This is a genomic window from Dorea longicatena, assembly GCF_025150085.1.
Lineage (GTDB): Bacteria > Bacillota > Clostridia > Lachnospirales > Lachnospiraceae > Dorea_A > Dorea_A longicatena.
Window position 1 is genome coordinate 1,912,637 of record NZ_CP102280.1, and the last position, 24,976, is coordinate 1,937,612.

Below are 24,976 nucleotides of genomic sequence, written 5' to 3' on the forward strand. Positions count from 1 at the left end.
TTTCTCCTTGTTTATCCCTGTTGCTTTGCATCTTGAATCTTTTCATTTAAATCATTCAGATATACCCATCGGTCCATCTTCTCATCCAGTGCATTCTCAGTCTCTTCTTTTTTCTCCATAAGTTCCCGCAATTTCACCGAATTAGTCGCATTGGCTGCAATCTGTGCATCCAGTGTCTCAATCTTTTCTTCCAGTTTTGCAATGTCATCATCGATCGACTCGAACTCCCTCTGCTCTTTGAATGTGAATTTCAGCTTTGGTTCCCGCTGTTTCCAGGTGTCTTTCGAAGAGCTTTCTGCCTTCTTCGGCTGTTCCTCTATCCCGGCAGCATGTCCTTTCAATGACATCTCTGTATCCAGACCTTCCAGTTCTTTGCGGATCAGATAATCCGAATAACCACCCTCGAACTGTCGTACTTTTCCGTCTCCTTCAAATGAGAAGATACGGTTCACAATACGATCCAGGAAATAACGGTCATGTGATACCGTGATGATAATTCCGTCAAAGTGATCCAGATAATCTTCCAGGATCGTCAGCGTCTGGATATCCAGATCGTTGGTCGGCTCATCCAGGATCAGTACATTCGGTGCACTCATCAAAACACGCATCAGGTACAGTCTTCTCTTTTCTCCCCCGGAAAGCTTCTCAATCTTTGACCACTGCATGGCTCCGTCAAATAAGAAGCGCTCCAGCATCTGGGATGCCGTGATCTTTCCGTCTGATGTCGTAACATATTCTCCCACTTCTTTGACATAATCAATCACTTTCATGGATGCATCCATATATTCATTCTCCTGAGAGAAATATCCGATCCGGATCGTCTGCCCAATCTCGATCGCGCCATTATCCGGTTTTACAATCCCATTAATAATCTTAAGAAGTGTCGTCTTTCCACAGCCATTCGGTCCGATGATTCCGATTCTGTCATTTTTTAGGAAAATGTAACTGTAGTCATCGATCAGCTTTCTTGCTCCATAAGATTTACTGATGTTCTGAAGCTCGATCGTCTTATTTCCCATACGGGACGCTACGGAATCCAGTACCACTTTCTTTTCTTCCTGAATGTCCTTGATCTCCTGCATTGCCTTGATGCGGTCAATGTGTGCTTTCTGCTTCGTACTTCTGGCTCTTGCACCTCTTCCCAGCCATTCGAGTTCTGTACGCAGAAGACTCTTTCTCTTTCTTTCTGTCGCCAGTGCCATATCCTGACGTTCTGCTTTTAACTTGACAAACTCCGAATAATTTCCAGGGTAGCTGTATAATTTCCCCTGATCTACTTCCACGATCCTGGTTGCCACACGATCCAGAAAATAACGGTCATGGGTAACCATCAGGATTGCCCCGCGAAATCCGATCAGATATTCCTCCAGCCACTCAGACATCGCATTATCCAGGTGGTTGGTCGGTTCATCCAGTACCAGGATATCTGCCGGTGTAAGCAATGCATTGACCAGTGCAATTCTCTTCTTCTGACCGCCGGACATATGCTCTACTTTCTCGTCATAGTCATAGAAGCCAAGCTTGTTCAGCATGGATCTGGCATCTGCTTCAATTGTCCACTGATTCAGCTCATTCACATTGTCTGCGATTGCCGCACGCAACACCGTTGTTCCCTCTTCAAATTCCGGTGTCTGCGGCAGATAACAGATCTTGACCTGATTTCCTATACTGATCTTACCTTCATCGTATGGTTCTATCCCGGCTGCCACTTTTAAAAGCGTAGATTTTCCCATTCCGTTAATTCCGATCACACCGATCTTTTCATTCTCATTGATGCTGAATGCAACATCATTCAGAAGGACACGGTCAGTATAAGCCTTCGTAATATGCTCCATCGTAAGTAAATTCATACTTTAGTTCTCCTTCATAAGCCTTTCGGATCTTCCCATCGGCAGTCCCTGTAAAATGCCTGACAGGCCAGAAAAGAGACCGGAAACTCCGATCTCTTTTCGTTCTCCTCTTTCTATTATATTTTACAGAAAGACATATTTCAATATGAATAATACCGTAAGTACATACATTAATGCGCTGATCTTCTTTTCTTTTGCTTTTCCAGTCATCAGATTCAGGATCACATAAGAGATAACTCCCATAGAGATACCTTCTGAAATGCTGTAGAAGAATGGCATAGCCAGAATACAGATGTAGCATGGCAATGCCTCTGAAAAATCATCAAAATCAATGTGTGTCACATTTGTCAGCATGTAGAATCCAACCACGATCAGGGCCGGTGCTGTTGCAAATGAAGGAATTGCAAGGAAGATTGGTGACAGGAACAGTGACAGGCCGAATAAAATAGCTGTCGTTGCAGAAGTCAGTCCCGTTCTTCCTCCTTCGGATACACCGGATGCACTCTCTACAAATGTCGTAGTCGTTGTTGTTCCAAGCACTGCTCCAACGGTTGTTGCAACCGCATCTGCCATCAGCGCACCTTTGATATTCGGAAGACGTCCCTCCTCATCTAACATACCTGCCTTTGTAGACACACCGATCAGTGTTCCGATCGTATCAAACATATCTACAAATAAGAATGCAAAGATGACAACGATAAAGTTCAAAGAGAATATTCCGCTGAAGTCAAGCTTTCCAAATACCGGCATGATGCTTGGAATTGTGAATCCCTTGCTGAAATCCGGAAGCAGGCTGTAAAATCCAATTTCTGGATTCGCTACATAGATACCCGCCATCTGACAGATGATTCCAAGAATCCATGTAATCAGGATTCCCCATAAGATATTTCCCTTTACATTCTTTATTACCAGAATTCCTGTAATTCCCACACCGATCAATGCAAGAATGACCGTGATTCCTACGTTACTCATAGAAGCTTCCACACCTTTGGCACTGTTATATCCATCAATGGAGAATAACTGCAGAAGTGTAGAACCTCCTACTACGATATTCGCATTCTGAAGTCCGATAAATGCAATGAATAATCCGATACCGACACTTACTGCCGACTTCAGATTCTTCGGAATTGCATTGAAGATTGCCTCACGGATATTCGTAAGTGAAAGTACGATGAAAACGATACCTTCTACAAATACTGCCGTTAATGCAACTTCCCACTTATAACCCATTCCAAGAACAACAGTATAGGCAAAGTATGCATTCAGTCCCATTCCAGGTGCCAGTGCGAACGGGTAATTGGCGAAGAACGCCATCAAGAATGTACCGATCATTGCAGCCAGCGCTGTCGATGTAAAGATTGCACCGGAATCCATCCCTGTTGCAGACAGGATACTCGGATTGACTGCAAGTATGTACGCCATAGTCATGAACGTAGTGATACCTGCCATAACCTCTGTTTTGGCATCGGTTCCGTTCTCACGAAGCTTAAATAATTTTTCCAACATGTTTCTCTTTTCCTCCTTATACTCTCAAAAAATAAGATAACGACAACAAAATTACTGTATCTCTCTTATTTTTTTTCTTAAAGCAAGTACCTGATTTGGTGCTACGGATAACTCATCGATTCCCATCTGCAGGAATTGTTCTGTCATGTCCAGATCTGCTGCCAGATCACCACATATGCTGATTGTTTTTCCCTCCAGATGTACATTATTCGCAATAATACGTATCATTTTAAGCAATGCCGGATGATGCGGATTATAAAAATGATCCAGTTTAGAATTTGTTCTGTCCATTCCCAGTGTAAGCTGCGTCAGATCATTCGTTCCTATACTGAAAAAATCAGCCTCCCGTGCCAGTTCACCGCTTATCATAACCGCTGCCGGTGTTTCAATCATAACTCCGATCTGTATTTCTTCATTAAACGGAATCTTCTCATCTTTTAACTCTTTTTTTATCTTTTCCAGAAGCAGTTTTGCCTGCTGTACTTCTTTTACATCTGTAACCATCGGGAACATAATAGACATCTTTCCATAAGCAGATGCACGTAAAATTGCACGTAACTGCGTCTTGAATATCTCGTCTTTATCCAGTGACACACGGATTCCCCTATATCCCATCTCAGGATTATTCTCTTCTCCCAGGTCCAGACACTCTGCTGTCTTTTCACCGCCCAGATCTGCTGTACGGATCACAACCTTTTTCATTCCCATCGCTTCTGCTGCCAGACGATATACCTGAAACTGCTGTTCTTCTGTCGGAAGTTTCGGACCATTTTCCATATAAATAAATTCACTTCTGAATAATCCGATTCCACCCGCATCACTGCGCAGAACGCTTTCAATGTCTTCCCTGCTTCCGATATTCGCGCACACATCAATTTTTTGTCCGCTCTGCGTAATATTTTCTTTTCCCTTCAGACGTTCCAGACTCTGTACCTGCGTATGATTCTCATCTTGTCTCTGTTTCATCTTTGAAATCGTTGTATAATCAGGTTCGATATATACTTTTCCCTCAAAACCATCGATAATAATGGTCTTGCCTTCGTATTCTTTCTTTAAAGACTCTCCCAGTCCGATCACAGATGGAATTCCTTTTGTTCTTGCAAGCACTGCCGTATGAGAATTAATTGTTCCGTATCTGGTAACAAACCCAAGAATCTTGCTCTTATCAAGCTTTACTGCCTCACTTGGATATAATTCACCGGCTGCCAGTATAAACGGTTCATCTGTCAGCATCTTATCTTTCCATGCCCTTGCAAGAATCCGAAGTACCCTTGTCGACACATCTTTAATATCTGCTTCGTGTCCCTGTACATAACTTTTATTACTTTTTGCCGCACTTGCCAGTACATTTTCCACCGCATTTTTTACAGCATACTCTGCATTCAACTTATGCTCTACGATAATATTTGTAATCTGCCTGATGATTTCCTGATCTTCAAGGATCATCTGCTGCATCTCAAATATAGCTGCATTCGCTTCACCTACTTCCTTAGAAGCCGAATCATACAGATCCCTCAGTTCCTGCAACGCTTTCTGCCTTGCTTTCTGAAAACGCATAACCTCTTTTTCTACATCTTTTACATAGATTCTGCGAATCTCTTTTGTATCCCGCTTATAAAAGGAAAGTTTTCCGATTGCAATTCCTTCTGATATTTTTTTCCCAGTCAATGTAATCATAGTTTTCCAACCCTTTTAAACCTTTATTAGTATGAACAATAATACTTTACACGTTTGCCGTTCATTCGTCAAGTAGATTACTTTTTTGTATAAAAACACAAAAACATTCCTTAAATTCATTGACGTCTTTATCAATATATGCTAATCTGACAACAGTGCAATTCATAGAATACTTTTATAAATTGCACGATTTAATAATTTTTATGGAGGTATAATCATGAAAGGTACTGTAAAATGGTTTAACAACCAAAAAGGCTACGGTTTCATTTCTGACGCTGAGGGTCATGATGTATTCGTTCATTATTCAGGACTGAATATGGAAGGATTCAAGACACTTGAAGAAGGTCAGGAAGTGGAATACGAAGTTACAGAAGGTGCTAAGGGCCCACAGGCTGTTAACGTAACACCACTCTAATCGCAACAATCTAAGTTTTTAATGTCCCTTTTATATATTAAAATATATCTATTTCGGATTTAAATATTTAAAAGTAATACATGACTTAACGAGAGAGGATTATGAGAAAAAGCTAGATAACTGCAGTTATCTGGCTTTTATCATATCTGCCAAACCGGTCATCTGAAGATACACAGATGACCGGTTCTTCTGTATTATTCAGTATTATTTCTGTGGTCTTGAAACATTCAGCTGAAGATCAATTCCAAATGGATTAACCACAACTCCCGTAACTTCCGGGCCCATTGCTTCCGGAATTCTGGCTGCTTCGACAACTCCCATTGTATACTTCATATCTCTGTTCTCATTCTGGAATTTCAGGAATTCCTGAACGTCTGTAAAGATCGGCATCAGTACCTGTCCGTCATCTTTATTCAAAATCGGCATTTTTTTATCTTCACTGATTGCCGTGATATATCTGCCCCTCTGATAATGTGCCATCAGTTCTTCCTGCAGTTCCTTTGTTTCATCCGTGAGTTTTAATTCTTTCTGGCTTCTTACCTTCTGCATAAAATACATTGCAGTAATCTGAAGTTCCGGATTCTCAATCGGTTCTTCGCCCGGCTTCTGTTCCGGTCTTCTAACCAGTTCCCCTAACTGAATCGCAATCTCTTCTTCTGTTCCTTTACCGATTACCATACAGTTCACCCCGATTGGGAATAAACTGCTATAGAAAGGAAGCAGGTATTTTTTTTCAATATTAAAAATTTTTAACGGATTATTCGCCTTCAGGAATTCCTGTCCTCCGCGCATTGCATCTTCTTCTGAAAAGAATACAAACACTTCATCATCATACGTCTCCGGATCACATACCACAAAAGGCATTCTTGTACAATCAGACATCAATACATAGATGGCATCCGATTCCCGTAACTTTTTTAAAACGCTGTTTTTGTCTACACTCATACTGTTCCTCTTTCACTTCTATTGATTAGCACGATATGCCTCGTCCGCGCTATACACGTCGAAACCACTACCTTTAAGAATATCGATCACCCTTCCAGGATCATCACTCTTTAATACAGCTGCTGCATCTGCTCCATTTGCAAATGCATACATATATTCAATATTCACTTCTCCATCTACAATCTGATGCATTGCTTTATTCAATGAACCGGTTGCATGTGGTACACGAAGTGCTACAACATCTGTCAGCATTGCTGTAATTCCAGCTTCTTTCAATGCTGCACGTCCTTTGTGCGGGTCAGAAACGATCAGACGAAGCATTCCATAATCTGATGTATCCGCAAGACTCAGCGCAACAATATTCACACCTTTTTTTGCCAGTACATCCAATACTTCTTCCAGACGTCCTTCTCTGTTTTCCAAAAAAACTGATAACTGTTGTACAGTATTACTTACGCCCATGTTATTCCCTCCTGTTTATAAACCTCTGTTATCAATGACACGTTTTGCCTTGCCTTCGCTTCTTTCGATTGTCTTAGGCTCTACAAGTTTTACTCTTACTGCAACACCAAGTGCCTGTTTCAGTACTGCAGCAACTTTGTTCTTCAGTTCATCCAGCTTACGGATCTCATCTGAAAAATATTTTTCATCTACTTCTACCATTACAGTCAGTACATCCAGGTTATTTTCACGATCTACGATCATCATATAATGTGGTGCAACACCGCCTCCGATAGAAAGCAGGGCTGTCTCTACCTGTGTCGGGAATACGTTGACTCCGCGGATAACCTTCATATCATCTGTACGGCCTTTGAACTTGGAAATTCTAGGAAGCGTTCTTCCACACTCACACGTAGAATGATCAATACTTGTAAGATCCTTTGTTTTGTAACGAAGTAACGGCATACCTTCTTTTACAAGTGTGGTAAATACAAGTTCTCCTGTCTCCCCGTCTGCACATGGTGTATGATCTGCCGGATTCAATACTTCCGGATAGAAATAATCTTCATATACATGCATTCCTTTATGATGGATACATTCCAGTGCAACACCCGGACCTGTAATCTCACACAATCCATAGATATCAAAACAGTTAACATTTAACAGTTCTTCAATCTTCAGACGCATCTCTTCTGTCCATGGCTCTGCGCCATTGATTCCTACTTTTAACCGAAGCTTATCTACGATGCCTGCCTCGTTGGCAGCTTCTGCCAGATATAAAGCATAAGATGGAGTACATGCAAATGCAGTCGCACCAAAATCTTCCATACACATCAACTGTCTTTTTGTATTACCTGCTGACATCGGAATAGCCATTGCTCCAAGCTTTCTTGCTCCGAAATCCAGTCCCATTCCTCCTGTAAACAAGCCATATCCATAGCAGATATGCAGACGATCCTCTGCAGTAAGTCCTGCCATCGTAAGTCCTCTTGCCACACATTCTCCCCATACATCTACATCTTTCTGTGTATAAGAAGCAAGAGTCAGCTTACCGGTTGTTCCTGATGTTCCCTGCACTCTGACGATCTTTTCCTGTGGAACAGCCAGAAGTCCGAATGGATAATTCGCTCTTAAATCTTCTTTTGTCGTAAATGGAAGTTTACCGATATCTTCAATCCCCTTGATATCTCCCGGTTCGATTCCTATATCATCCATTTTCTTGCGATAAAATTCTACGTGATCATATACATTCTTAACCTGTTTTACCAGACGTTCACTCTGAAGTGCAGTCATCTCATCCCTGCTCATGCACTCAATCTTAGGATCTCTGATCTGTTCTTTCCAGTCCTTTAATGCTACCTTTGCCATAACCTCTTATGTACCTCCTTATAAATGATAACCAACATCAAATGCCTTTTTATTTATCTCAATAGTTTTCGGAGGAACTGTCTTTTCAATCACCTCATACCATTGTTCTTTTGTAAAGTCCATGTGCTGTGCTGCAACTCCAAGCACAATCAGATTGAATACTCTGGAATTACCGATTTTTTTTGCTTCTTCTGTTGCATTTACTGTATATACTTTGTGATCTTTCCCCAGTGTTTCAATAATGTCTTCCGGGTATTCTGCTGCCCCGATCACAACCGGCATCGGATCAATTCTCCAGTCATTGATGATCAATGCTCCGTCTTTTTTCAGGAAATGTGCATATCTCAGTGCTTCCAGACGTTCAAATGCGATAATCACATCTGCCTGCCCTTCTTCTACGATTGGTTCTGCCACCTGTTCTCCGTACCTTACAAATGTTACAACGCTTCCTCCACGCTGAGCCATTCCATGTACTTCGGAAAGTTTTACGTCATATCCGCCGGTAATGGCAAGTCCTCCTAAGATTCTGCTGGTAAGCAGTGTTCCCTGTCCGCCGACTCCGACGATCATAATATTCTTTGTTGCCATTATCTGTCACCTTCCTTTACTAACTCAATCGCATCGAATTTACACAGGCTTGCACAAAGTCCGCATCCAGTACACATCGTATCATCGATGGACACTGTTCCGTCAGCATTTTTTGTCATTGCAGGACATCCAGGTTTCATGCACATACCACACTTCTTACATTTATCTGTATGCGTCTGATATAACGGTTTCTTTGATTTGTCCAGAAGTACACATGGTGTCTTCGTAATGATCACGGATACTTCATCTTTGGCAATCTCTTCTTTTACAGCCTTTTCCACAGCCTGAATATCTCTTGCATTGACTTCTACCACATTCTTAACACCTATTGCACGACATAATGCCGGAATATCAATTGCATATGTCGGATCTCCCTGCAGTGTCTTTCCTGTTGCCGCATGATCCTGATGTCCGGTCATACCGGTTGTAGAGTTATCCAAGATGATGACGGTTCCTGTTGCTTTGTTATACATCATATTCATCAGAGAATTGACACCCGTATGTAAGAATGTAGAATCGCCGATCACAGCAACCCAGTTCTTAATATATTCTTTTCCTTTTGCCTTTTCCATACCATGAAGGCTTGAAATACTTGCTCCCATACAGATGGTTGTATCCACAACACTAAGTGGTGCTACTGCGCCCAGTGTATAACAGCCAATGTCACCTGCCGCATGAATCTTTAACTTGTTCAGTACATAGTACACACCTCTGTGTGGACATCCCGGACATAAGATTGGTGGTCTTCCCGGTGCCTGCGCAGGCTTACTGATATCAAGTTCTTCTTTCAGAATTGCCTCACGGAGCATATTGGCACTGTATTCCCCCTGTACCGTGAAGATTTCTTTTCCGATTGCTTTGATGCCCCAGGATTTAACCTGTGTCTCAATCACCGGGTCCAGTTCTTCTACAACATATAAGGTATCTACTTTTGAAGCAAATTCTTCGATCAGCTTTCTTGGAAGCGGATTTACCATACCAAGTTTTAATACAGATGCTTCCGGAAGTGCTTCCTTTACATACTGGTATGGAATACCGCTGGTGATTACACCGATCTTTGTGTCATTCATCTCTACTTTGTTGATTGGAAGTGTATTAGCAGCTTCCGCAAGTTCGAGATTGCGCTTTTCAATCTCTACGTGGCGGAGTTTTGCATTTCCCGGCATCATAACATTCTTGCGGATATTCTTCTCATATGGTTTATCTTCTATTTCTTTGCGTTCGTTTAATTCTACAAGTCCCTGGGAATGTGCCAGTCTTGTTGTTGTACGGTAAACAAACGGACGGTCAAATTTCTCACTCAGATCAAATGCTACTTTGATAAATTCTTTTGCTTCTGAACTGTCTGAAGGCTCGATAACAGGGAGCTGTGCCGCACGTGCTACCATTCTTGTATCCTGCTCATTCTGAGAACTGTAAAGTCCCGGATCATCCGCAACAACAATGACAAGTCCTCCGTTTACACCCATATAAGAAACTGTATATGTAGGGTCTGCTGCCACATTAAATCCAACGTGCTTCATACAGGACATCGCACGTACCCCCGCTACAGATGCACCGATCGCTACTTCTGTCGCAACTTTTTCATTCGGTGACCACTCGCAGTATAAACTGTCTTTATATTTGACCAGGTTCTCACTGATCTCTGTACTAGGCGTACCTGGATATGCTGCCGAAACCTTTACTCCGGCCTCATATGCACCTCTGGCAATCGCCTCGTTTCCAAGCATAATTACTTTTTCTGACATACTTCTTTTCCATCCTTTCGTGTAAGCGGCATTCCATTTACGCCACCTTGTAATAGTATAACACAATACTTTCGCGAGTTAAAGCATTAATTTGGCAGAAACATGGTTTTTTATATATGTTTCTTGCAGCTATACTCATTCAGGTCTATACGAATGATTGCTACCGCTTTTTCAAGATTTGGATTTTTCTGGAATTCATCAAATGTTCTGCCGGTCTGGTGCTCCATGATAACATTCAGGGCCTTTAGCTTTTCTCTTGGATTATCGATAATACTTGCAGCTCCTTTTCCGATGATACTTGCATAGTAATAACTGTACTGACATGCGGTATCTCCTTCCACCAGTTCATGTCTGTAATCAATTTCAACTCCGACATTTGCATTTTTTCTGATCAGATCGATCTTTTTTCCTTCTCTTGCACCATGGATATAAAGGATCACTTTTCCTTCTTCCCTTACGTATCCATAGTTCACCGGCACAATATACGGCCCGTTCTCATCCATGATCCCGATTCTGCACACCTTGCATTCATCAAAAATCTGTTGGATTTCTTCCATCTCTGTTACTTCTCTGTCTTTTCTTCTCATCCGCATACCCTCATTTCTGATTTATTCTTTTCCGATTCCTGTCATCATCCGACTTATTCCTTGAAGATAAATACCGGCATCGGCGGACAGTTCTTCCGGTTATAGTATTCATTGACGATCACGGTATACTCTTTTCCCGGAAGTGCTTTCACATATTGCAGGATTTTTTCTTTCTCTTCAAACCCGGTATCTCCGCCGCTGTAAATGCACAGGCTCATCATACCACCGTGTTTCAATATGCCAAGGCCTTTTCCGATTGCCTCAATACTGGTCCTGTATGTGGTTGCAAGATTATGATCGCCTCCCGGAAGATATCCGAAATTAAAGCAGATCACGTCTGCACTCTCTTTTCCGGCATACCGGTCCATATGTTCATGACCATCCAGAATTAATTCTGCCTGCATTTCTTTTCCATGCGTTTTCAGTAATTCTTTCGTCACATCAAGAGCTTCCTGTTGAATATCAAATGCAAGTACCTTTCCTTTTTCTCCGGCAAGCTCACACAGGAACAGGGTATCATTCCCCTTTCCCATGGTCGCATCGATATAATATCCGCCTTCTTCTGCCTGCGAGCGGATGATCTCGTGACACCAGTATGTGATCTGTGACTGTTTCATTCTTCCCATCTGTTATCTTTCTCCTGCTTTTTTGCTATCTGGCACTCTAAAAATCAAACAATGACAGCTGGTTCGATGCCGGAAGATCTGCAAGGATCCCAAGCTCTACCATCGTGTCAATAACGGTCTTACTTGCTTTTGTTCTCTGTCTGAAGTCATCCAGTGACAGATAAGTTCCGTCTTTAGATGCTTCTGCAACTGCCTCGGCAGCTTTTTCTCCCATACCGTCGATACTCGAAAGTGGCGGCATCAACTTGCCGTTTACGATCAGGAACTTTGTCGCCTGTGCTTTGTAGATATCAAGCGGCTCAAATTCGAATCCTCTTGCATACATCTCCTGCACAATCTTCATATCCTTCATCGTATCCTGTTCTTTTTTACTGAGTGTCGCAGAACGGCGGTTGTAATCATCAATATAGTACTGAAGCTTTTCCTTCCCCTGGCACATGATCTCGTAAGAAAATGCATCTGCACGGATTCCAAAATACGCCCCATAATATGCCAGTGGATAGTTGATCTTACAGTATGCGATACGATATGCCATCATAACGTATGCTGCCGCATGCGCTTTCGGGAACATGTATTTGATCTGTTCACAGGACCAGACATACCAGTCGGGTACATTGTGTTCTGCCATGTCTTTTTTGAACTCCGGCCATTCTTTACATTTTCCTTTTGCAACGGTTCCCTTACGGACACGCTCCATAATGGTAAATGATTCCTCACTGTCCATCCCCTTGTTGATCAGATAGGTCATGATATCATCACGGGTACAGATTGCCGTGGAAATGGTTGCCTTTCCGCTCCGGATCAGTTCCTGTGCATTATTCAGCCACACGTCCGTTCCATGTGACAGACCGGAGATACGGATCAGATCCGAAATTGTATTCGGCTTTGTATCCACTACCATCTGGATAACGAAATCAGTTCCAAATTCCGGGATTCCAAGGCATCCGACCGGACATCCGCCGATATCATCCGGCTTGATACCAAGTGCCGATGTATCATGAAACAAAGAAATTACCCCCGGATCATCCAGTGGAATCTTCGTAGCATCAAAACGGTTATCCGTCTCATTGTATTCGTTGTCCATCGCCGGGGAACTGATATATTCCTCCAGTGTCTTGATCATAGTCGGATCATCATGTCCGAGAATATCAAGCTTTAACAGGTTGTGGTCTATCGAATGGTAATCGAAATGTGTGGTGACGATATCCGTCGTCATATCATTCGCCGGATGCTGTACCGGTGTAAAAGAGTTGATCTCTTCGCCAAGCGGAAGTACAATGATTCCTCCCGGATGCTGTCCGGTACTTCGGCGGATTCCCGTACACCCCTGTACGATACGGTCAATCTCACATTTTCTTTTACCCTGTCCATGTTCTTCGTAATAATTCTTTACATAACCGAATGCGGTCTTGTCCGCCAGTGTACCTACCGTTCCGGCACGGAATGTCTGACCCGCACCAAAGATAACCTCTGTATACTTATGCGCATTACTCTGATAATCTCCCGAGAAGTTCAGGTCAATATCCGGCTCTTTATTTCCCTTGAATCCAAGGAAAGTCTCGAACGGAATATCAAATCCATCTTTTATAAGCTTCTCTCCACATACCGGACATACACGGTCCGGCATATCCCATCCGCAGCCTCCGGCAAATTTCCTGACTTCTTCCGAATCAAAATCACTGTAATGACATTTCTTACAGTAATAGTGCGGACTTAATGGGTTAACCTCTGTGATTCCCGCCATGGTCGCTACAAAAGAAGATCCTACGGAACCACGTGAACCTACCAGATATCCGTCTTCCACTGATTTCCATACCAGTTTCTGTGCAATAATATACATAACGGCAAAACCATTGGATATGATTGAATTCAGTTCTCGCTCCAGACGCTCGGTAACAATCTCCGGAAGATTCTCTCCGTACATGGAATGTGCTTTATTATAACAGATATCACGGAGCATCTTGTCCGAATCCGGGATAACCGGCGGACACTTGTCCGGACGCACCGGCGTGATCTTTTCGACCATCTCCGCGATCTTCACCGGATTCTCGATGACAATCTCTCTTGCCTTTGCAGACCCCAGATATTCGAATTCTTCCAGCATCTCATCCGTGGTCCTAAGATACAGCGGCGGCTGATTGTCCGCATCACCAAAGCCCTTTCCTGCCATGATGATTCTTCTGTATACCTCATCTTCCGGATTCATGAAATGCACGTCACAAGTTCCGACAACCGGCTTATTGAACCGTTCACCAAGTGCGACGATCTTCCTGTTGATCTCTTTTAAGTCTTCCTCATTCTGTACCTTCGTGATCTTCGGGCTTTCAATCATAAACTGGTTGTTTCCAAGCGGCTGAATCTCCAGATAATCATAAAAGTTGGCGATCTTTGCAATGCGTTCTTCTGATTTGTCATTCAGTATTGCCTGATAAAGTTCTCCTGCCTCACAGGCACTTCCCACCAGAAGTCCTTCTCTGTATTTCGACAGTTCACTCTTTGGAATTCTCGGTCTTCTCGCATAATATTTCAGATGTGACATTGAGATCAGCGTATACAGATTCACGCGTCCCACTTCATTCAGTGCCAGAATGATCACATGGTATGATGGAAGCTTGCGGACAGCATCCGCATTATTTTCGCCGAACTGGTTCAGTTTTGCCAGGTCATAAATCCCCCTGTCTTTTAACATTTCTACAAATTTCACAAATATCTCTGCTGTTGCCCCGGCATCATCAACAGCCCTGTGATGATTTTCCAGCGAAATATGCAGTGCATTCGCCACTACATTCAGCTTGTACTTTGAAAGTGTCGGCAGAAGAATACGCGCCATCGCCACGGTGTCCACCGATGTGAAATCCGGCTGGATATCCTGATATCTGCAATTTTGTTCAATAAAGCTTACATCAAAGGATGCATTGTGTGCGACCAGTGCCGCATCACCGATAAATTCCAGGAATTGTGGAAGAACTGTCTCGATATCCGGTGCTCCTATAACCATCTGATCTGTAATACTGGTAAGCTGTGTGATTTGAAATGGAATCGGTACTTTCGGATTAACGAATGTGCTGAACTTATCAGTAATCTCTCCATGTTCTACCTTCACCGCACCAATCTCAATAATCTTATCCTTAATTGGACTGAACCCTGTCGTCTCAAGGTCAAATACTACATAAGTATCATCCAGTGGCTGTCCCTTTTCATTCACTGCCACATCAGTCAGGTCGTCCACCAGGTAGCCTTCCACACCGTAAATCACTTTAAACGGATCATCCTTATCCAGCGACTCAATATAATGGTTCGCATCTGTAAACGCCTGGACGACACCGTGATCTGTAATCGCCATCGCCGGATGCCCCCAGTCATGCGCCTGTTTCAGCAATGTTGTTACATCAGTTACCGCATCCATATCGCTCATCTTTGTATGGCAGTGAAGCTCCACACGCTTTTCCGGTGCCGTATCCACTCTGGATTCTGTAAAATCACTGATCTTTTTGATTCCGACTACCGACTGGATATTCAGTTCCGAATCAAAACGGTCAACCGTTGTCACACCTTTTAATTTCAGAAATGCGCCATTCTTAATATCCCCCAGGATATCTGCCAGCTGATCATTCCGCACAAACATTTTCACCATAATAGAATCCGTAAAATCCGTAACTGCAAACATAATGATCGTCTTCTCGTTACGTATCTCTCTGGTCTCCATGCTGATGACTTTTCCGCGGATGGTAATCTCTCCCATCTCTCCCAGGACATTCTTAAGTTCTATCGTCTCATCGTCAAAATCACGTCCGTAGATAAGGTTTGGATCATCGGTAGCTTTACGTACAAAGGAATATCCACCTTTTCCGAATGAGCCGCCCTTCTTAAATCCACCTGAACTTCTTCCGCCACTTTTGGTATTGTTCCCGCTTTCTCCTGCTGAGTTGCTTTTTGCTTTGGTCTTTTCGTCTTTCTTCTCTTCTTTTTGTTCCAGTTCCTGTGCTTTCTTTGCTTTTACGGCCTGCGACTGTTCTCTGATTGCTTCGATTTCCTGCTCTAATTTCGCCTCGTTGTATTTCAGCTTGCTGTCTTTTGCTTTTTCATAAAGAACACGGATCTCCACAGGCCTGTGAAACCGTTCTTCAAACACATCTGAAAGATATGTAGATAGCGAATCCTTTTTTCCCTGTGCAACAATGGTATCAGTCAGTGTCAGACAGAGGATATTTCCGTTTTCAAATTCATAACTTGCATTCTGCAGCATATTCCGCTCTACTACGCTTCTTTGATCCAGTTCCATCAGGAAGCTGTCATAATATTCATTCATCAGATTTTCCGGTGTATACTGTTCTGAAAGATCATACTGCTCTTTTACCGACACCTGGATATGACTTCTGGCAAACAGCTGCTGTTTTAGCAGGCGTTCTACTTCGTAAATATGTTTTTTCTGGATCAGATGTCTGCTGTAAAGGCTGACACGGATAAAATCCCTTGTTGAATTGGTAGAAACTTTCGTCACTTCCACACCCTGAAACATCATCTGTATATCATCTTTTACTTTTAATGTCGGAAATACCTCAAAAAACGGTTTACTCATTCCAGTGTAACAACTCCTGTCTTAACGTTTCCAATAATTCTTCTTCTTTTACTTTTTTGACAATTTCACCTTTCTTGATCAAAAGACCTTCTCCGCATCCTCCGGCAATTCCGATATCTGCTTCTTTTGCTTCTCCAGGTCCGTTTACCACACATCCCATAACAGCAACTTTAATATCCAGTGGAATATCCGCCACCATATCCTGCACCTGATTTGCGAGTCCGATCAGATCAATCTTGGTTCTTCCACAGGTCGGGCAGGATACTACTTCTATTCCACCCTTTCTAAGTCCCAGTGTCTTTAAGATCAGCTTGGCCGATTTGATCTCTTCTACCGGGTCTCCGGTAAGAGATACACGAATCGTATCTCCAATCCCCTGACTTAAGATCAGTCCGAGTCCGATCGATGATTTTATATTTCCTGCAAGTAATGTTCCTGACTCTGTAATACCGACATGCAGCGGGTATGGACATTGCGGTGCAAGCAATTCATGCGCTTTTACACACATCATCACATCTGAAGATTTGATACTTACTACAAGATTATCATATCCCATATTTTCGATCAGATGCACTTTATCCAGTGCACTTTCTACCAGTCCTTCTGCTGTCACTCCATGGTATTTCTCTACCAGATGTTTTTCAAGCGATCCACTGTTCACTCCGACACGTATCGGTATATGATATTCTTTTGCTTTTTCTACCACTGCTCTGACTCTTTTTTCATCTCCGATATTTCCCGGATTGATACGGATCTTATCCGCTCCGTTTTCGATTGCTGCAATTGCCAGGCGATAATCAAAATGTATATCCGCCACCAGTGGAATATGGATCTGCTTTTTAATCTTGCTGATACTTTCTGCCGCTTCCATCGTTGGCACTGCCACACGAATGATATCACATCCTGCTTTTTCAAGTCTTAAAATCTGTGCCACACATGCTTCTACATCTTCCGTCTTTGTATTTGTCATAGACTGGATCGCAATTTTTTCTCCACCACCGATGCATACATCCCCAATTTGTACTTTTCTGGTTTTATTCCTGTAGTTATCCATTTATTTTCCTCCTTTTTCCATATCCATGCAGAGAACTTGCCACTGGCAACTTCTCTTGCATACTTTGGTATCTACATAACCTGCCACTGGCAGCTTCTATTTCATACTTTGGTATGTATAACAAACACCCCTCTATACACTGCATAGAGGGGCCCTCATCTATTTTTTATTGAACATCATCTGCTCACCATATTCACGTTCTGTCAATGTCATTGTTCCGCCATCAATACTGTATTCAAATGTCGTTCCTATCGACTGCACTGCATTCTTTAACGTCTCTTCTGTATACTGACCATTTGATTTTTCTGCAATTTCCTGAATCTTATTATCATCCTCCTGAATGGATATCGTCTTGGATTCCTTACTGAGCGTATATGTCATCGGGACTTGCGTTTCTTCTCCATCCCCGGATGCCGGAAGTATAACTGTCATCTGTCCGTTCCGACCGATCTTAAGATCCATATTACCGTCTTCATCTGTCCATGATCCCTCCAGTGGGTTTCCTGTAAACATCTTCATTAAAAGAAAGATTGCTATAATTACGATCAGGACAGATGTAACAGCCGTAACGACTGTCCATATCTTACTTCTTTTTGCCTCATCATTGTTTGCTATCATCTATCCATTTCCTTTCTTTAATAATTCTATTTTTTAGTATTACCATCATATTAAATTATATGTGGTTTTTACTTTCATGTCAACGACGGGGTGATCGTTTGTTTCTTCTTTCATTACTCATCAATCTCTACTAACAGATAAAATCCTCTGTCTGTCTGTTCGATTTTCTGTATTTTTCCCTTTCTTGACTTTATTCTCTGTCTTGTACGATAAATTCCTGACATCGCAATGGATGGCTCTACAAGATAAGTGTACTGACCTGTCACAGCACTTCTTTCACTGATCTCAACTTCCTGTCCTTCCGTTACCAGTCCTTCTCTTTCCATTTTAAAACGTTCTACTCTCACTTTATCTGCTTCCTTCTCTTAATATTCACTTCAATCTGTTTGTTCTCCACTTATGCACTTTCGCCTCTTTTTGTTCCATTTCGGCACATCTGCGACACATTTCGTTGAGAATCGACACTTTCCGTGTTCCGAAGTGCAACACTTGGTAAAATATACCAATCAATTTAGGAGGTATCCGACATGCCATTTTCTGAAAAACTAAAAAAATTACGTGAAGAAAATCATTATACCCAGAAATATGTTGCAAAACATCTCAATGTTGCACGTTCTACCATTGCCGGGTATGAAACAAAGAATCGTCAGCCTTCTCACGAAAAACTGACGATTCTTGCTGAGCTTTTTCATGTTTCAGTTGATTATCTGCTGGACGATGATATCAGTGAAATCACACTTTCCGATAAATCAACGGCTCAAAAATCAGAGCACTATCTTCTCACCCATTTTCACCGCTTATCTAATTCTTCTAAAAAAGAATTGTTAAACTTTCTTCAATACCTGGAACAGCGGGATGAATCCGCACGCAGCAAATCAGCTCTTTAATCCTGCATTATTTCACAAAACGGTGATAAATATAATCATTTGCTTCTTTTTCCTGACTGTCATCCAGAGGCATTAACTGAACTTCCCCGTACTTTCTTTCGAGCGCTTTCTGGATCAGATAGTCACTCACCTGTGGATTCTTTGGAAGCAACGGACCATGCAGATAAGTACCGATTACATTTTTGTAAACTACGCCTTCATAGCCGCTTTTCCCGTCATTTCCCGCTCCGTATAATACTTTTCCAAATGGCTTATTTCCATTGAGGTATGTTCTTCCCCCATGATTTTCAAATCCAACCACCGGCATATCTACAAGATCACTGTCCAGTACAATATTATCTATGAGACGTCCCTCTTCCTGTTCCGTATAAATGTCAACCAGATTCAGTCCCTCGATCATTCCGGCATCTGTCTTATAATATTTTCCAAGAAGCTGATATCCTCCGCATACTGCAATAACAACTCCTCCGTCTTCCACATAATCCTTGAATTCACTTTGAATCTCAAGAAGACTTTTACATACGATTGCCTGTTCACGGTCTGAACCTCCGCCTAACAGTACAATATCCAATTTTGAAAAATCAATCTGATTCCCTGTATTAAACTCTATCGTCTCTGCTTCAATTCCACGCCAGATACATCGTTTCATCAGACATGCGATATTCCCTCTGTCGCCGTACAGATTCAAAAGATCTGGATACAGATGCCCTATCGTAATTTTCATATCTTTTGTATCCATTATCTTTCTTCCTCCATCTTTTTCAATACATTTCTGGTACTGAACAGAGCCGTATAATTCACCAGTACATACAGATTGCCACAGCCATCTTCAACCCTTTCCCGGATTGCCTTTTCAACATCTGCTTCCAGCATAGATGGGATGTCCACATATTTCATACGAAGTCTCATATCCTGACAACGGATACCGCTTACTGTAATCGAATTCACATTAGCACCCTTAAATCTGTCAAAGTCCACATCCCAAAGCCACGAAACATCCGTTCCATCCTGTGCATTGTCATTGATCACAATGATCACATCCTTCATGGAATCATCCTGCATAACCGCTGAGATATTCTGATTGAATCCTGCCGGATTCTTCGCAAGATTCAGCACGATCTTTGTGCCTTTTACCTCAAACTGCTCCATACGTCCGTTTTCCGGGTTGAAATCTGTAAGCATATCCTGAAAATGCTCCAGCTCAAGCCCTCCGGTTCTTCCAGCCGCGTAGGCTGCCAGAATATTATATACATTATAGAAGCCTTTATAATTGGCCTCCAGGCGTCTGCCATCTACCGTAAATGCAAGATGGTCGCTGACTGCCACATCCGATGCATCATATTCAATTGCCGGACGCTTAAAATCACAGCCTGTACATGCATAATCGCCAAGCTGGCTGTAGTGATAGAAATTATATTTTAACGGTGCTCCGCATTTCTTACAGAAACGTCCCTCTCTGATCTCATGGGAATCCTTATCATCCACTACCTTTTCACTGATTCCGTAAGTTACATACGGATTACCGCTTTCCATTGCAAGGTAAGCAGACAATGCATCATCCCCGTTCACGATCACCTTCATCTTTGGTGCACTCTGCATCACTTCTTTTAAGATATTCATTGTAATGTCGATCTCACCGTAACGGTCAAGCTGGTCACGGAACAGATTCGTCAGTACCATATAATCCGGCTTAAAGTGTGGAAATACCCTTCTTGTCGAAGCTTCATCAGTCTCGATACATGCATAATCCGCATCCAGATTACCACTTAAACCCGCACCTAATACAAAGGCTGCCACAACACCATTCAACATGTTGGAACCGGTATGGTTACAGATTACTTTATAACCTTCCTTCTCGATTGCTGCACAGAGCATATTGTTGGTTGTCGTCTTTCCATTGGTTCCACATACAATAAAAATGTCTTTTCTGACTTGTCCCGCAAGATCATGCAGGATGCTTGGATCAATCTTCAGTGCAATCTTTCCCGCCCAGGTCACACCCTGGCGGTGAAAGATATGTACACTTGCTTTTTCACTTATCTTCGCTGCCCATACGGCCAGCATTCTGCGTACTCCCATAATTACCTATTTCCCGATCAGTTCTTTGATATTTTCCGGTTCCGGCATCGAACGGATCGCACCTTTTTTCATTGTGATCAGTGCTGCACCTGCATTCGCATATGTCAGAATCTCTTTTAATTTTGCCTCATCCAGATTATCCAGACCGTACTTTAATACACCGTTGATCGAACATCCGCAGAATGTATCTCCTGCTCCTGTTGTCTCAATTGCTTTCACAGTAAATCCCGGCTGCTCTACACGAAAGTTTTTATAGTAGGCTCTGCTTCCTTCTTTTCCCATCGTCAGGAAGATAAGAGGAATCTGATACTTTTCCTGAAGATACTTAATTCCTTCATCATAATCTTCTTTTCCTGATACAAACTGGATCTCATTGTCAGAGATCTTCAGTACGTCACAATTTTCGAAGCCATATTCCATCTGTGCTTTTGCTTCATCCAGAGTCTTCCACAGCGGCGGACGTAAGTTCGGATCAAATGTGATCATGCAGCCTGCTTCTTTAGCGACTGCAAGTGCCTTCTTTGTTGCACTCTTCACCGGCTCATCTGTCATAGAAAGTGTTCCAAAGTGAAATACCTTTGACTGGCGGATCAGATCATAATCTACTTCCTCTTCCTTCAGCATCATATCAGCTCCCGGTTTGCGGTAAAAAGAAAATTCTCTGTCACCATCCGGGAAAGTATGTACAAAAGCCAGTGTCGTGTGGATATCCTGATCCATCACAAGTCCTTTTGCTTCTATTCCGATATTTGTAATCGTATCTCTTAACAGTTTACCAAACTGGTCATCCCCAACTTTTCCAATGAATGCGGTTTTTCTTCCAAGTTTGTTCAACATTGCAAGCACATTACACGGCGCACCACCCGGGCAGGCTTCAAACAACTGATTTCCCTGCTCACTTTCCCCATTCACTGCAAAGTCGATCAGCATTTCTCCAAGTGCTGTTACGTCATATATCTTTTCCATCCTAAAATCTCCTTATCCTAAATCTTACACTTGTTTCATATTTCATTTTATCATAGAATTTTACATTTTTAAAGACACAGGCTCTTAAAGTGCATATTTGCCAATTCTTACAAAAATTCCGTTATTTTTTTGTCATTTTGCCTATTTACGAATCCGAAAATGATTGATAAAATAATAACAAATAATACAGTTACCTGATGTATTATTTTATTATGTGAAACGACGATTTCGCAAATTGTTCGTGTTTGGATGGTACTACCCCTCCCACGAACCCTCTCTTGATAGCGTTTTGTAAGAAAGTCACATGAGAAGTTTCCGCCAAAACTTTTCATGTGACTTTCTTCATTTATTGTCTACAGAACTTGCCACTGGCAGGTTCTGTAGATAATTCTTCTGTTTTTATTTTAACATTCTTCAGCAATTTTATAGATCAGCTTTTCTGTATCTTCCCATCCAATACATGGATCTGTGATCGATTTTCCATAGATCATATCAGCCGATATATCCTGTCTGCCTTCTTCCAGGTAACTTTCTACCATAACTCCTTTAATCATCTTCTTAAGATCCGGGTTATATCTGCGCGAATGCAGTACCTCACTTACAATACGAATCTGTTCTTTATATTTCTTGTTTGAATTCGAATGATTCACATCAATCACTGCTGCCGGATTCTTAAGATCTTTTTTCTGATATAATTCCCAGAGTCTTACACATTCTTCATAATGGTAATTTGGTATGCACTGTCCGTACTTGTCAACTCCGCCACGAAGGATCGTGTGTGCAAGTGGATTACCAGACGTCGTTACATCCATCGTTCTGTAAATGAACCGGTGTCCCATCTGTGCTGCTACGATCGAGTTGAGCATTACAGAAAGATCTCCACTGGTCGGATTTTTCATTCCAACCGGAATATCCATACCACTTGCCGTCAGCCGGTGCTGCTGATTCTCCACCGATCTTGCACCCACTGCCTCATAGGAAAGGATATCATCCAGATAACTTCTGTTTTCCGGATATAACATTTCATCCGCTGCTGTCAGTCCGCTTTCTTTCATTGCACGAATATGCATCTTACGGATTGCCATAATTCCAGCATACAGATCCGGAGCTTTATCCGGATCTGGCTGATGAAGCATTCCCTTATATCCTTCACCGGTCGTCCTTGGCTTATTGGTATAGATTCTCGGAATCAATACCAGGCGGTCTTTTACCTTTTCATTTACCTTCGCCAGACGGCATACATATTCACATACAGAATCTTCATTATCTGCCGAACAAGGTCCGATGATCACTGCGAATTTATCGGATTTTCCGGTAAAAATATCACGTATTTCTGCGTCTCGTTCTTTCTTTAACTGAATCAGTTTCTCTGACAGCGGATATTCTTCTTTCAGTTCTGCCGGTGATGGCAGAACTTTATTTACTTTCATAGACATATCTTTTCCCTTATCTTTATCCTAACAGATGTACCCCTCCAAGAAGTACATACGATATAAACCACATAATTACAGTTGCCATACAAATTCCAATGATAACAGCCGGAAATGCTTTCTTAAATTTCATTCCCAGAAGTGCTGCAATCAGAGACCCTGTCCATGCGCCGGTTCCCGGAAGAGGGATTCCCACGAATAACACCAGTCCCCAGAATTCATATTTTTCAATCTGGTCCTTCTGCCGCATCGCCTTGGATTCCAGTTTATCCACCAGCGGCTTGAATGTTTTCGTTCCCTTCATCCAGTTAAATACCGGTGTGATCAGAAGCAAAATAAATGGAACCGGAATGATATTTCCGATAATGCAAAGTGGAATCGCAGTCGATACCTTTACTCCAAGGATCGGTCCTGCAACAAGCAGCGCCCCGCGAAGTTCAAGGATCGGGATCATCGAGATCAGAAATACGATCACTTCTTTACTCACACTTCCGCTTAACGCATCAATAATCCCATGTATTAACGTATTGGTCATAAGAAACTCCTCTTATTTATTCATATATTTTTTCAGAAATGCAAACATTGCTTCCATCTCTTCTCTGGTTCCCACAGTGATACGCATATACTGTTCAATTCTTTCACTGCCCCAGAAACGCACATAGATGTCATTCTCTTTCAGTGCTTCAAATAATTCTTTTGCATCATAATCCGGATGCATGGCAAAGATGAAGTTCGATTTGGAATCCAGACAGTGGAATCCTAGATTCTTTAACTCTTCTTTCGCCCATTCCCGTGTCTCGATAATCTTATTCACACATTCTTCAAAATATGCCTTATCTTTCACCGCTTCCACACCGCATACCAGTGATGTCTGATTCATGGTGTAAGAGTTGAAAGAATACTTTGCATCATTCAGGTACTTGATCAGTGTCGGATTACTGATCGCGTAACCAATACGCATTCCTGCCATTGATCTTGCTTTTGAAAACGTCTGAACGATGATCAGATTTTCATATTTATCGATCAGTTCCATTGCAGAACGTCCTGCGAAATCAACGTAAGCTTCATCCACGATCACAATTACATCCTGATTGTGTGCGATAATATCTTCTACATCAACCAGATCTTCATAAAGTCCTGTCGGTGCATTCGGATTTGGGAAGATCACACCACCATTTTCTTTGTAATAATCTTCTTTTACAATCTTAAAGTTCTCGTCAAGCTTCTGGCATTCATACGGAATGCGGTACAGATCTGCCCATACCTTATAGAAAGAATAGGTGATATCCGGAAAAAAGATTGGTTTCTCTGAGTTAAAAAATGTCAGGAAACACATGGATAACACATCATCCGATCCTACTCCTACGAATACCTGATCCGGATTCACATGATAAAAATCAGCCAGCGCGTTTACGAGTGGTGCCGCCGTCGGATCCGGATACAGACGCAGACGGTCTGTATTCATCTCCTCCAACGCCTTTGTCACACCCGGTGCAGGTGCGTATGGGTTTTCATTGGTATTCAACTTGATTACTTTGCGCTGTGGCTGCTCGCCCGGCACATACGGTTCTACTTTTCGAATGTTCTTTTCAAATGCTTTCATGCTGCTCTC

Annotated in this window: 21 protein-coding genes and 1 pseudogene; 2 read left to right on the plus strand and 20 right to left on the minus strand. The window is 42.2% G+C overall.

Annotated features, from left to right (window positions below; translation table 11 throughout):
• Window positions 1-11 precede the first annotated feature (11 nt).
• From NQ508_RS09130 to ptsP, 3 genes are all read right to left on the minus strand, one after another.
• Window positions 12-1,850: an ABC-F family ATP-binding cassette domain-containing protein gene (locus NQ508_RS09130; RefSeq protein ID WP_006428929.1), complete on the minus strand. Its 1,839-nt coding sequence runs from the start codon at window positions 1,848-1,850 to the stop codon at window positions 12-14.
• 123 nt (window positions 1,851-1,973) lie between these two features.
• Window positions 1,974-3,356: an NCS2 family permease gene (locus tag NQ508_RS09135; protein ID WP_006428930.1), complete on the minus strand. Its 1,383-nt coding sequence runs from the start codon at window positions 3,354-3,356 to the stop codon at window positions 1,974-1,976.
• Between the two features lie 51 nt (window positions 3,357-3,407).
• On the minus strand, window positions 3,408-5,033 hold the full coding sequence (gene ptsP, locus NQ508_RS09140) for a phosphoenolpyruvate--protein phosphotransferase (protein WP_006428931.1): 1,626 nt from the start codon (window positions 5,031-5,033) through the stop codon (window positions 3,408-3,410).
• 217 nt (window positions 5,034-5,250) lie between these two features.
• On the opposite strand from ptsP, the gene NQ508_RS09145 reads away from it, so the two are divergent.
• Window positions 5,251-5,448 (plus strand): cold-shock protein, encoded by a 198-nt coding sequence (locus NQ508_RS09145; RefSeq protein WP_006428932.1) that lies wholly within the window; start codon window positions 5,251-5,253, stop codon window positions 5,446-5,448.
• Between the two features lie 204 nt (window positions 5,449-5,652).
• Here the strand turns inward: NQ508_RS09145 and NQ508_RS09150 are convergent, their stop codons facing one another.
• From NQ508_RS09150 to NQ508_RS09200, 11 genes are all read right to left on the minus strand, one after another.
• Entirely contained in the window at window positions 5,653-6,393 is a 741-nt protein-coding gene (locus tag NQ508_RS09150; protein WP_006428933.1) for an SseB family protein, read from the minus strand.
• Window positions 6,394-6,411: 18 nt separating this feature from the next.
• Window positions 6,412-6,855, minus strand: a complete 444-nt coding sequence (locus tag NQ508_RS09155) for a hypothetical protein (protein WP_006428934.1) — start codon at window positions 6,853-6,855, stop codon at window positions 6,412-6,414.
• Window positions 6,856-6,870: 15 nt separating this feature from the next.
• Window positions 6,871-8,202: a phenylacetate--CoA ligase family protein gene (locus NQ508_RS09160; protein ID WP_006428935.1), complete on the minus strand. Its 1,332-nt coding sequence runs from the start codon at window positions 8,200-8,202 to the stop codon at window positions 6,871-6,873.
• A gap of 18 nt (window positions 8,203-8,220) precedes the next feature.
• Entirely contained in the window at window positions 8,221-8,790 is a 570-nt protein-coding gene (locus NQ508_RS09165; protein ID WP_006428936.1) for an indolepyruvate oxidoreductase subunit beta, read from the minus strand.
• The gene (iorA, locus tag NQ508_RS09170; protein WP_006428937.1) at window positions 8,790-10,538 is read right to left on the minus strand and encodes an indolepyruvate ferredoxin oxidoreductase subunit alpha; all 1,749 of its coding nucleotides are present in this window, start codon (window positions 10,536-10,538) and stop codon (window positions 8,790-8,792) included. The genes NQ508_RS09165 and iorA overlap by 1 nt, the downstream gene beginning before the upstream one ends.
• A 110-nt stretch (window positions 10,539-10,648) precedes the next feature.
• Window positions 10,649-11,125 carry a pyridoxamine 5'-phosphate oxidase family protein gene (locus NQ508_RS09175; protein WP_155116007.1) on the minus strand — a complete coding sequence of 159 codons (477 nt, stop codon included), beginning with the start codon at window positions 11,123-11,125 and terminating at the stop codon, window positions 10,649-10,651.
• 53 nt (window positions 11,126-11,178) lie between these two features.
• A complete protein-coding gene (mnmM, locus tag NQ508_RS09180; RefSeq protein ID WP_044920811.1) occupies window positions 11,179-11,742 on the minus strand; it encodes a tRNA 5-(aminomethyl)-2-thiouridylate-methyltransferase MnmM in 564 nt (187 codons plus the stop codon).
• Window positions 11,743-11,788: 46 nt separating this feature from the next.
• Entirely contained in the window at window positions 11,789-16,330 is a 4,542-nt protein-coding gene (locus NQ508_RS09185) for a PolC-type DNA polymerase III (RefSeq protein WP_006428940.1), read from the minus strand.
• Window positions 16,323-17,384, minus strand: coding sequence for a flavodoxin-dependent (E)-4-hydroxy-3-methylbut-2-enyl-diphosphate synthase (gene ispG, locus NQ508_RS09190; RefSeq protein WP_006428941.1), 1,062 nt, complete (start codon window positions 17,382-17,384; stop codon window positions 16,323-16,325). Before ispG ends, NQ508_RS09185 begins: the two co-directional genes overlap by 8 nt.
• A 159-nt stretch (window positions 17,385-17,543) precedes the next feature.
• Window positions 17,544-18,002: a hypothetical protein gene (locus tag NQ508_RS09195; protein ID WP_006428942.1), complete on the minus strand. Its 459-nt coding sequence runs from the start codon at window positions 18,000-18,002 to the stop codon at window positions 17,544-17,546.
• A gap of 113 nt (window positions 18,003-18,115) precedes the next feature.
• A complete protein-coding gene (locus NQ508_RS09200; protein ID WP_022415359.1) occupies window positions 18,116-18,349 on the minus strand; it encodes a hypothetical protein in 234 nt (77 codons plus the stop codon).
• A 180-nt stretch (window positions 18,350-18,529) separates the two neighbouring features.
• Between NQ508_RS09200 and NQ508_RS09205 the strand changes: the two genes are divergently transcribed.
• On the plus strand, window positions 18,530-18,889 hold the full coding sequence (locus NQ508_RS09205) for a helix-turn-helix domain-containing protein (protein ID WP_006428944.1): 360 nt from the start codon (window positions 18,530-18,532) through the stop codon (window positions 18,887-18,889).
• A 7-nt stretch (window positions 18,890-18,896) separates the two neighbouring features.
• Here NQ508_RS09205 and NQ508_RS09210 read toward each other — a convergent pair whose 3' ends face one another.
• From NQ508_RS09210 to hisC, 6 genes and pseudogenes are all read right to left on the minus strand, one after another.
• On the minus strand, window positions 18,897-19,613 hold the full coding sequence (locus tag NQ508_RS09210; protein ID WP_044920814.1) for a type 1 glutamine amidotransferase: 717 nt from the start codon (window positions 19,611-19,613) through the stop codon (window positions 18,897-18,899).
• A 14-nt stretch (window positions 19,614-19,627) separates the two neighbouring features.
• Window positions 19,628-20,968 carry a MurT ligase domain-containing protein gene (locus NQ508_RS09215; protein WP_006428946.1) on the minus strand — a complete coding sequence of 447 codons (1,341 nt, stop codon included), beginning with the start codon at window positions 20,966-20,968 and terminating at the stop codon, window positions 19,628-19,630.
• A gap of 6 nt (window positions 20,969-20,974) precedes the next feature.
• The gene (locus NQ508_RS09220) at window positions 20,975-21,934 is read right to left on the minus strand and encodes a carbohydrate kinase family protein (RefSeq protein WP_006428947.1); all 960 of its coding nucleotides are present in this window, start codon (window positions 21,932-21,934) and stop codon (window positions 20,975-20,977) included.
• 404 nt (window positions 21,935-22,338) lie between these two features.
• Window positions 22,339-23,379 (minus strand): annotated as a pseudogene (locus NQ508_RS09225) (3-deoxy-7-phosphoheptulonate synthase); the annotation flags it as partial.
• 7 nt (window positions 23,380-23,386) lie between these two features.
• Complete coding sequence (locus NQ508_RS09230; protein ID WP_006428949.1) at window positions 23,387-23,899, minus strand: COG2426 family protein; 513 nt, start codon at window positions 23,897-23,899, stop codon at window positions 23,387-23,389.
• 12 nt (window positions 23,900-23,911) lie between these two features.
• Entirely contained in the window at window positions 23,912-24,967 is a 1,056-nt protein-coding gene (gene hisC, locus NQ508_RS09235; RefSeq protein WP_006428950.1) for a histidinol-phosphate transaminase, read from the minus strand.
• Window positions 24,968-24,976 lie beyond the last annotated feature (9 nt).

Bases quoted from the DNA above. Each gene is read 5' to 3' on its own strand.
- NQ508_RS09130 (WP_006428929.1), bottom strand. From the start codon at position 1,850: ATGAATTTACTTACGATGGAGCATATTACGAAGGCTTATACTGACCGT.
- NQ508_RS09135 (WP_006428930.1), bottom strand. From the start codon at position 3,356: ATGTTGGAAAAATTATTTAAGCTTCGTGAGAACGGAACCGATGCCAAA.
- ptsP (WP_006428931.1), bottom strand. From the start codon at position 5,033: ATGATTACATTGACTGGGAAAAAAATATCAGAAGGAATTGCAATCGGA.
- NQ508_RS09145 (WP_006428932.1), top strand. From the start codon at position 5,251: ATGAAAGGTACTGTAAAATGGTTTAACAACCAAAAAGGCTACGGTTTC.
- NQ508_RS09150 (WP_006428933.1), bottom strand. From the start codon at position 6,393: ATGAGTGTAGACAAAAACAGCGTTTTAAAAAAGTTACGGGAATCGGAT.
- NQ508_RS09155 (WP_006428934.1), bottom strand. From the start codon at position 6,855: ATGGGCGTAAGTAATACTGTACAACAGTTATCAGTTTTTTTGGAAAAC.
- NQ508_RS09160 (WP_006428935.1), bottom strand. From the start codon at position 8,202: ATGGCAAAGGTAGCATTAAAGGACTGGAAAGAACAGATCAGAGATCCT.
- NQ508_RS09165 (WP_006428936.1), bottom strand. From the start codon at position 8,790: ATGGCAACAAAGAATATTATGATCGTCGGAGTCGGCGGACAGGGAACA.
- iorA (WP_006428937.1), bottom strand. From the start codon at position 10,538: ATGTCAGAAAAAGTAATTATGCTTGGAAACGAGGCGATTGCCAGAGGT.
- NQ508_RS09175 (WP_155116007.1), bottom strand. From the start codon at position 11,125: ATGAGAAGAAAAGACAGAGAAGTAACAGAGATGGAAGAAATCCAACAG.
- mnmM (WP_044920811.1), bottom strand. From the start codon at position 11,742: ATGAAACAGTCACAGATCACATACTGGTGTCACGAGATCATCCGCTCG.
- NQ508_RS09185 (WP_006428940.1), bottom strand. From the start codon at position 16,330: ATGAGTAAACCGTTTTTTGAGGTATTTCCGACATTAAAAGTAAAAGAT.
- ispG (WP_006428941.1), bottom strand. From the start codon at position 17,384: ATGGATAACTACAGGAATAAAACCAGAAAAGTACAAATTGGGGATGTA.
- NQ508_RS09195 (WP_006428942.1), bottom strand. From the start codon at position 18,002: ATGATAGCAAACAATGATGAGGCAAAAAGAAGTAAGATATGGACAGTC.
- NQ508_RS09205 (WP_006428944.1), top strand. From the start codon at position 18,530: ATGCCATTTTCTGAAAAACTAAAAAAATTACGTGAAGAAAATCATTAT.
- NQ508_RS09210 (WP_044920814.1), bottom strand. From the start codon at position 19,613: ATGAAAATTACGATAGGGCATCTGTATCCAGATCTTTTGAATCTGTAC.
- NQ508_RS09215 (WP_006428946.1), bottom strand. From the start codon at position 20,968: ATGGGAGTACGCAGAATGCTGGCCGTATGGGCAGCGAAGATAAGTGAA.
- NQ508_RS09220 (WP_006428947.1), bottom strand. From the start codon at position 21,934: ATGGAAAAGATATATGACGTAACAGCACTTGGAGAAATGCTGATCGAC.
- NQ508_RS09230 (WP_006428949.1), bottom strand. From the start codon at position 23,899: ATGACCAATACGTTAATACATGGGATTATTGATGCGTTAAGCGGAAGT.
- hisC (WP_006428950.1), bottom strand. From the start codon at position 24,967: ATGAAAGCATTTGAAAAGAACATTCGAAAAGTAGAACCGTATGTGCCG.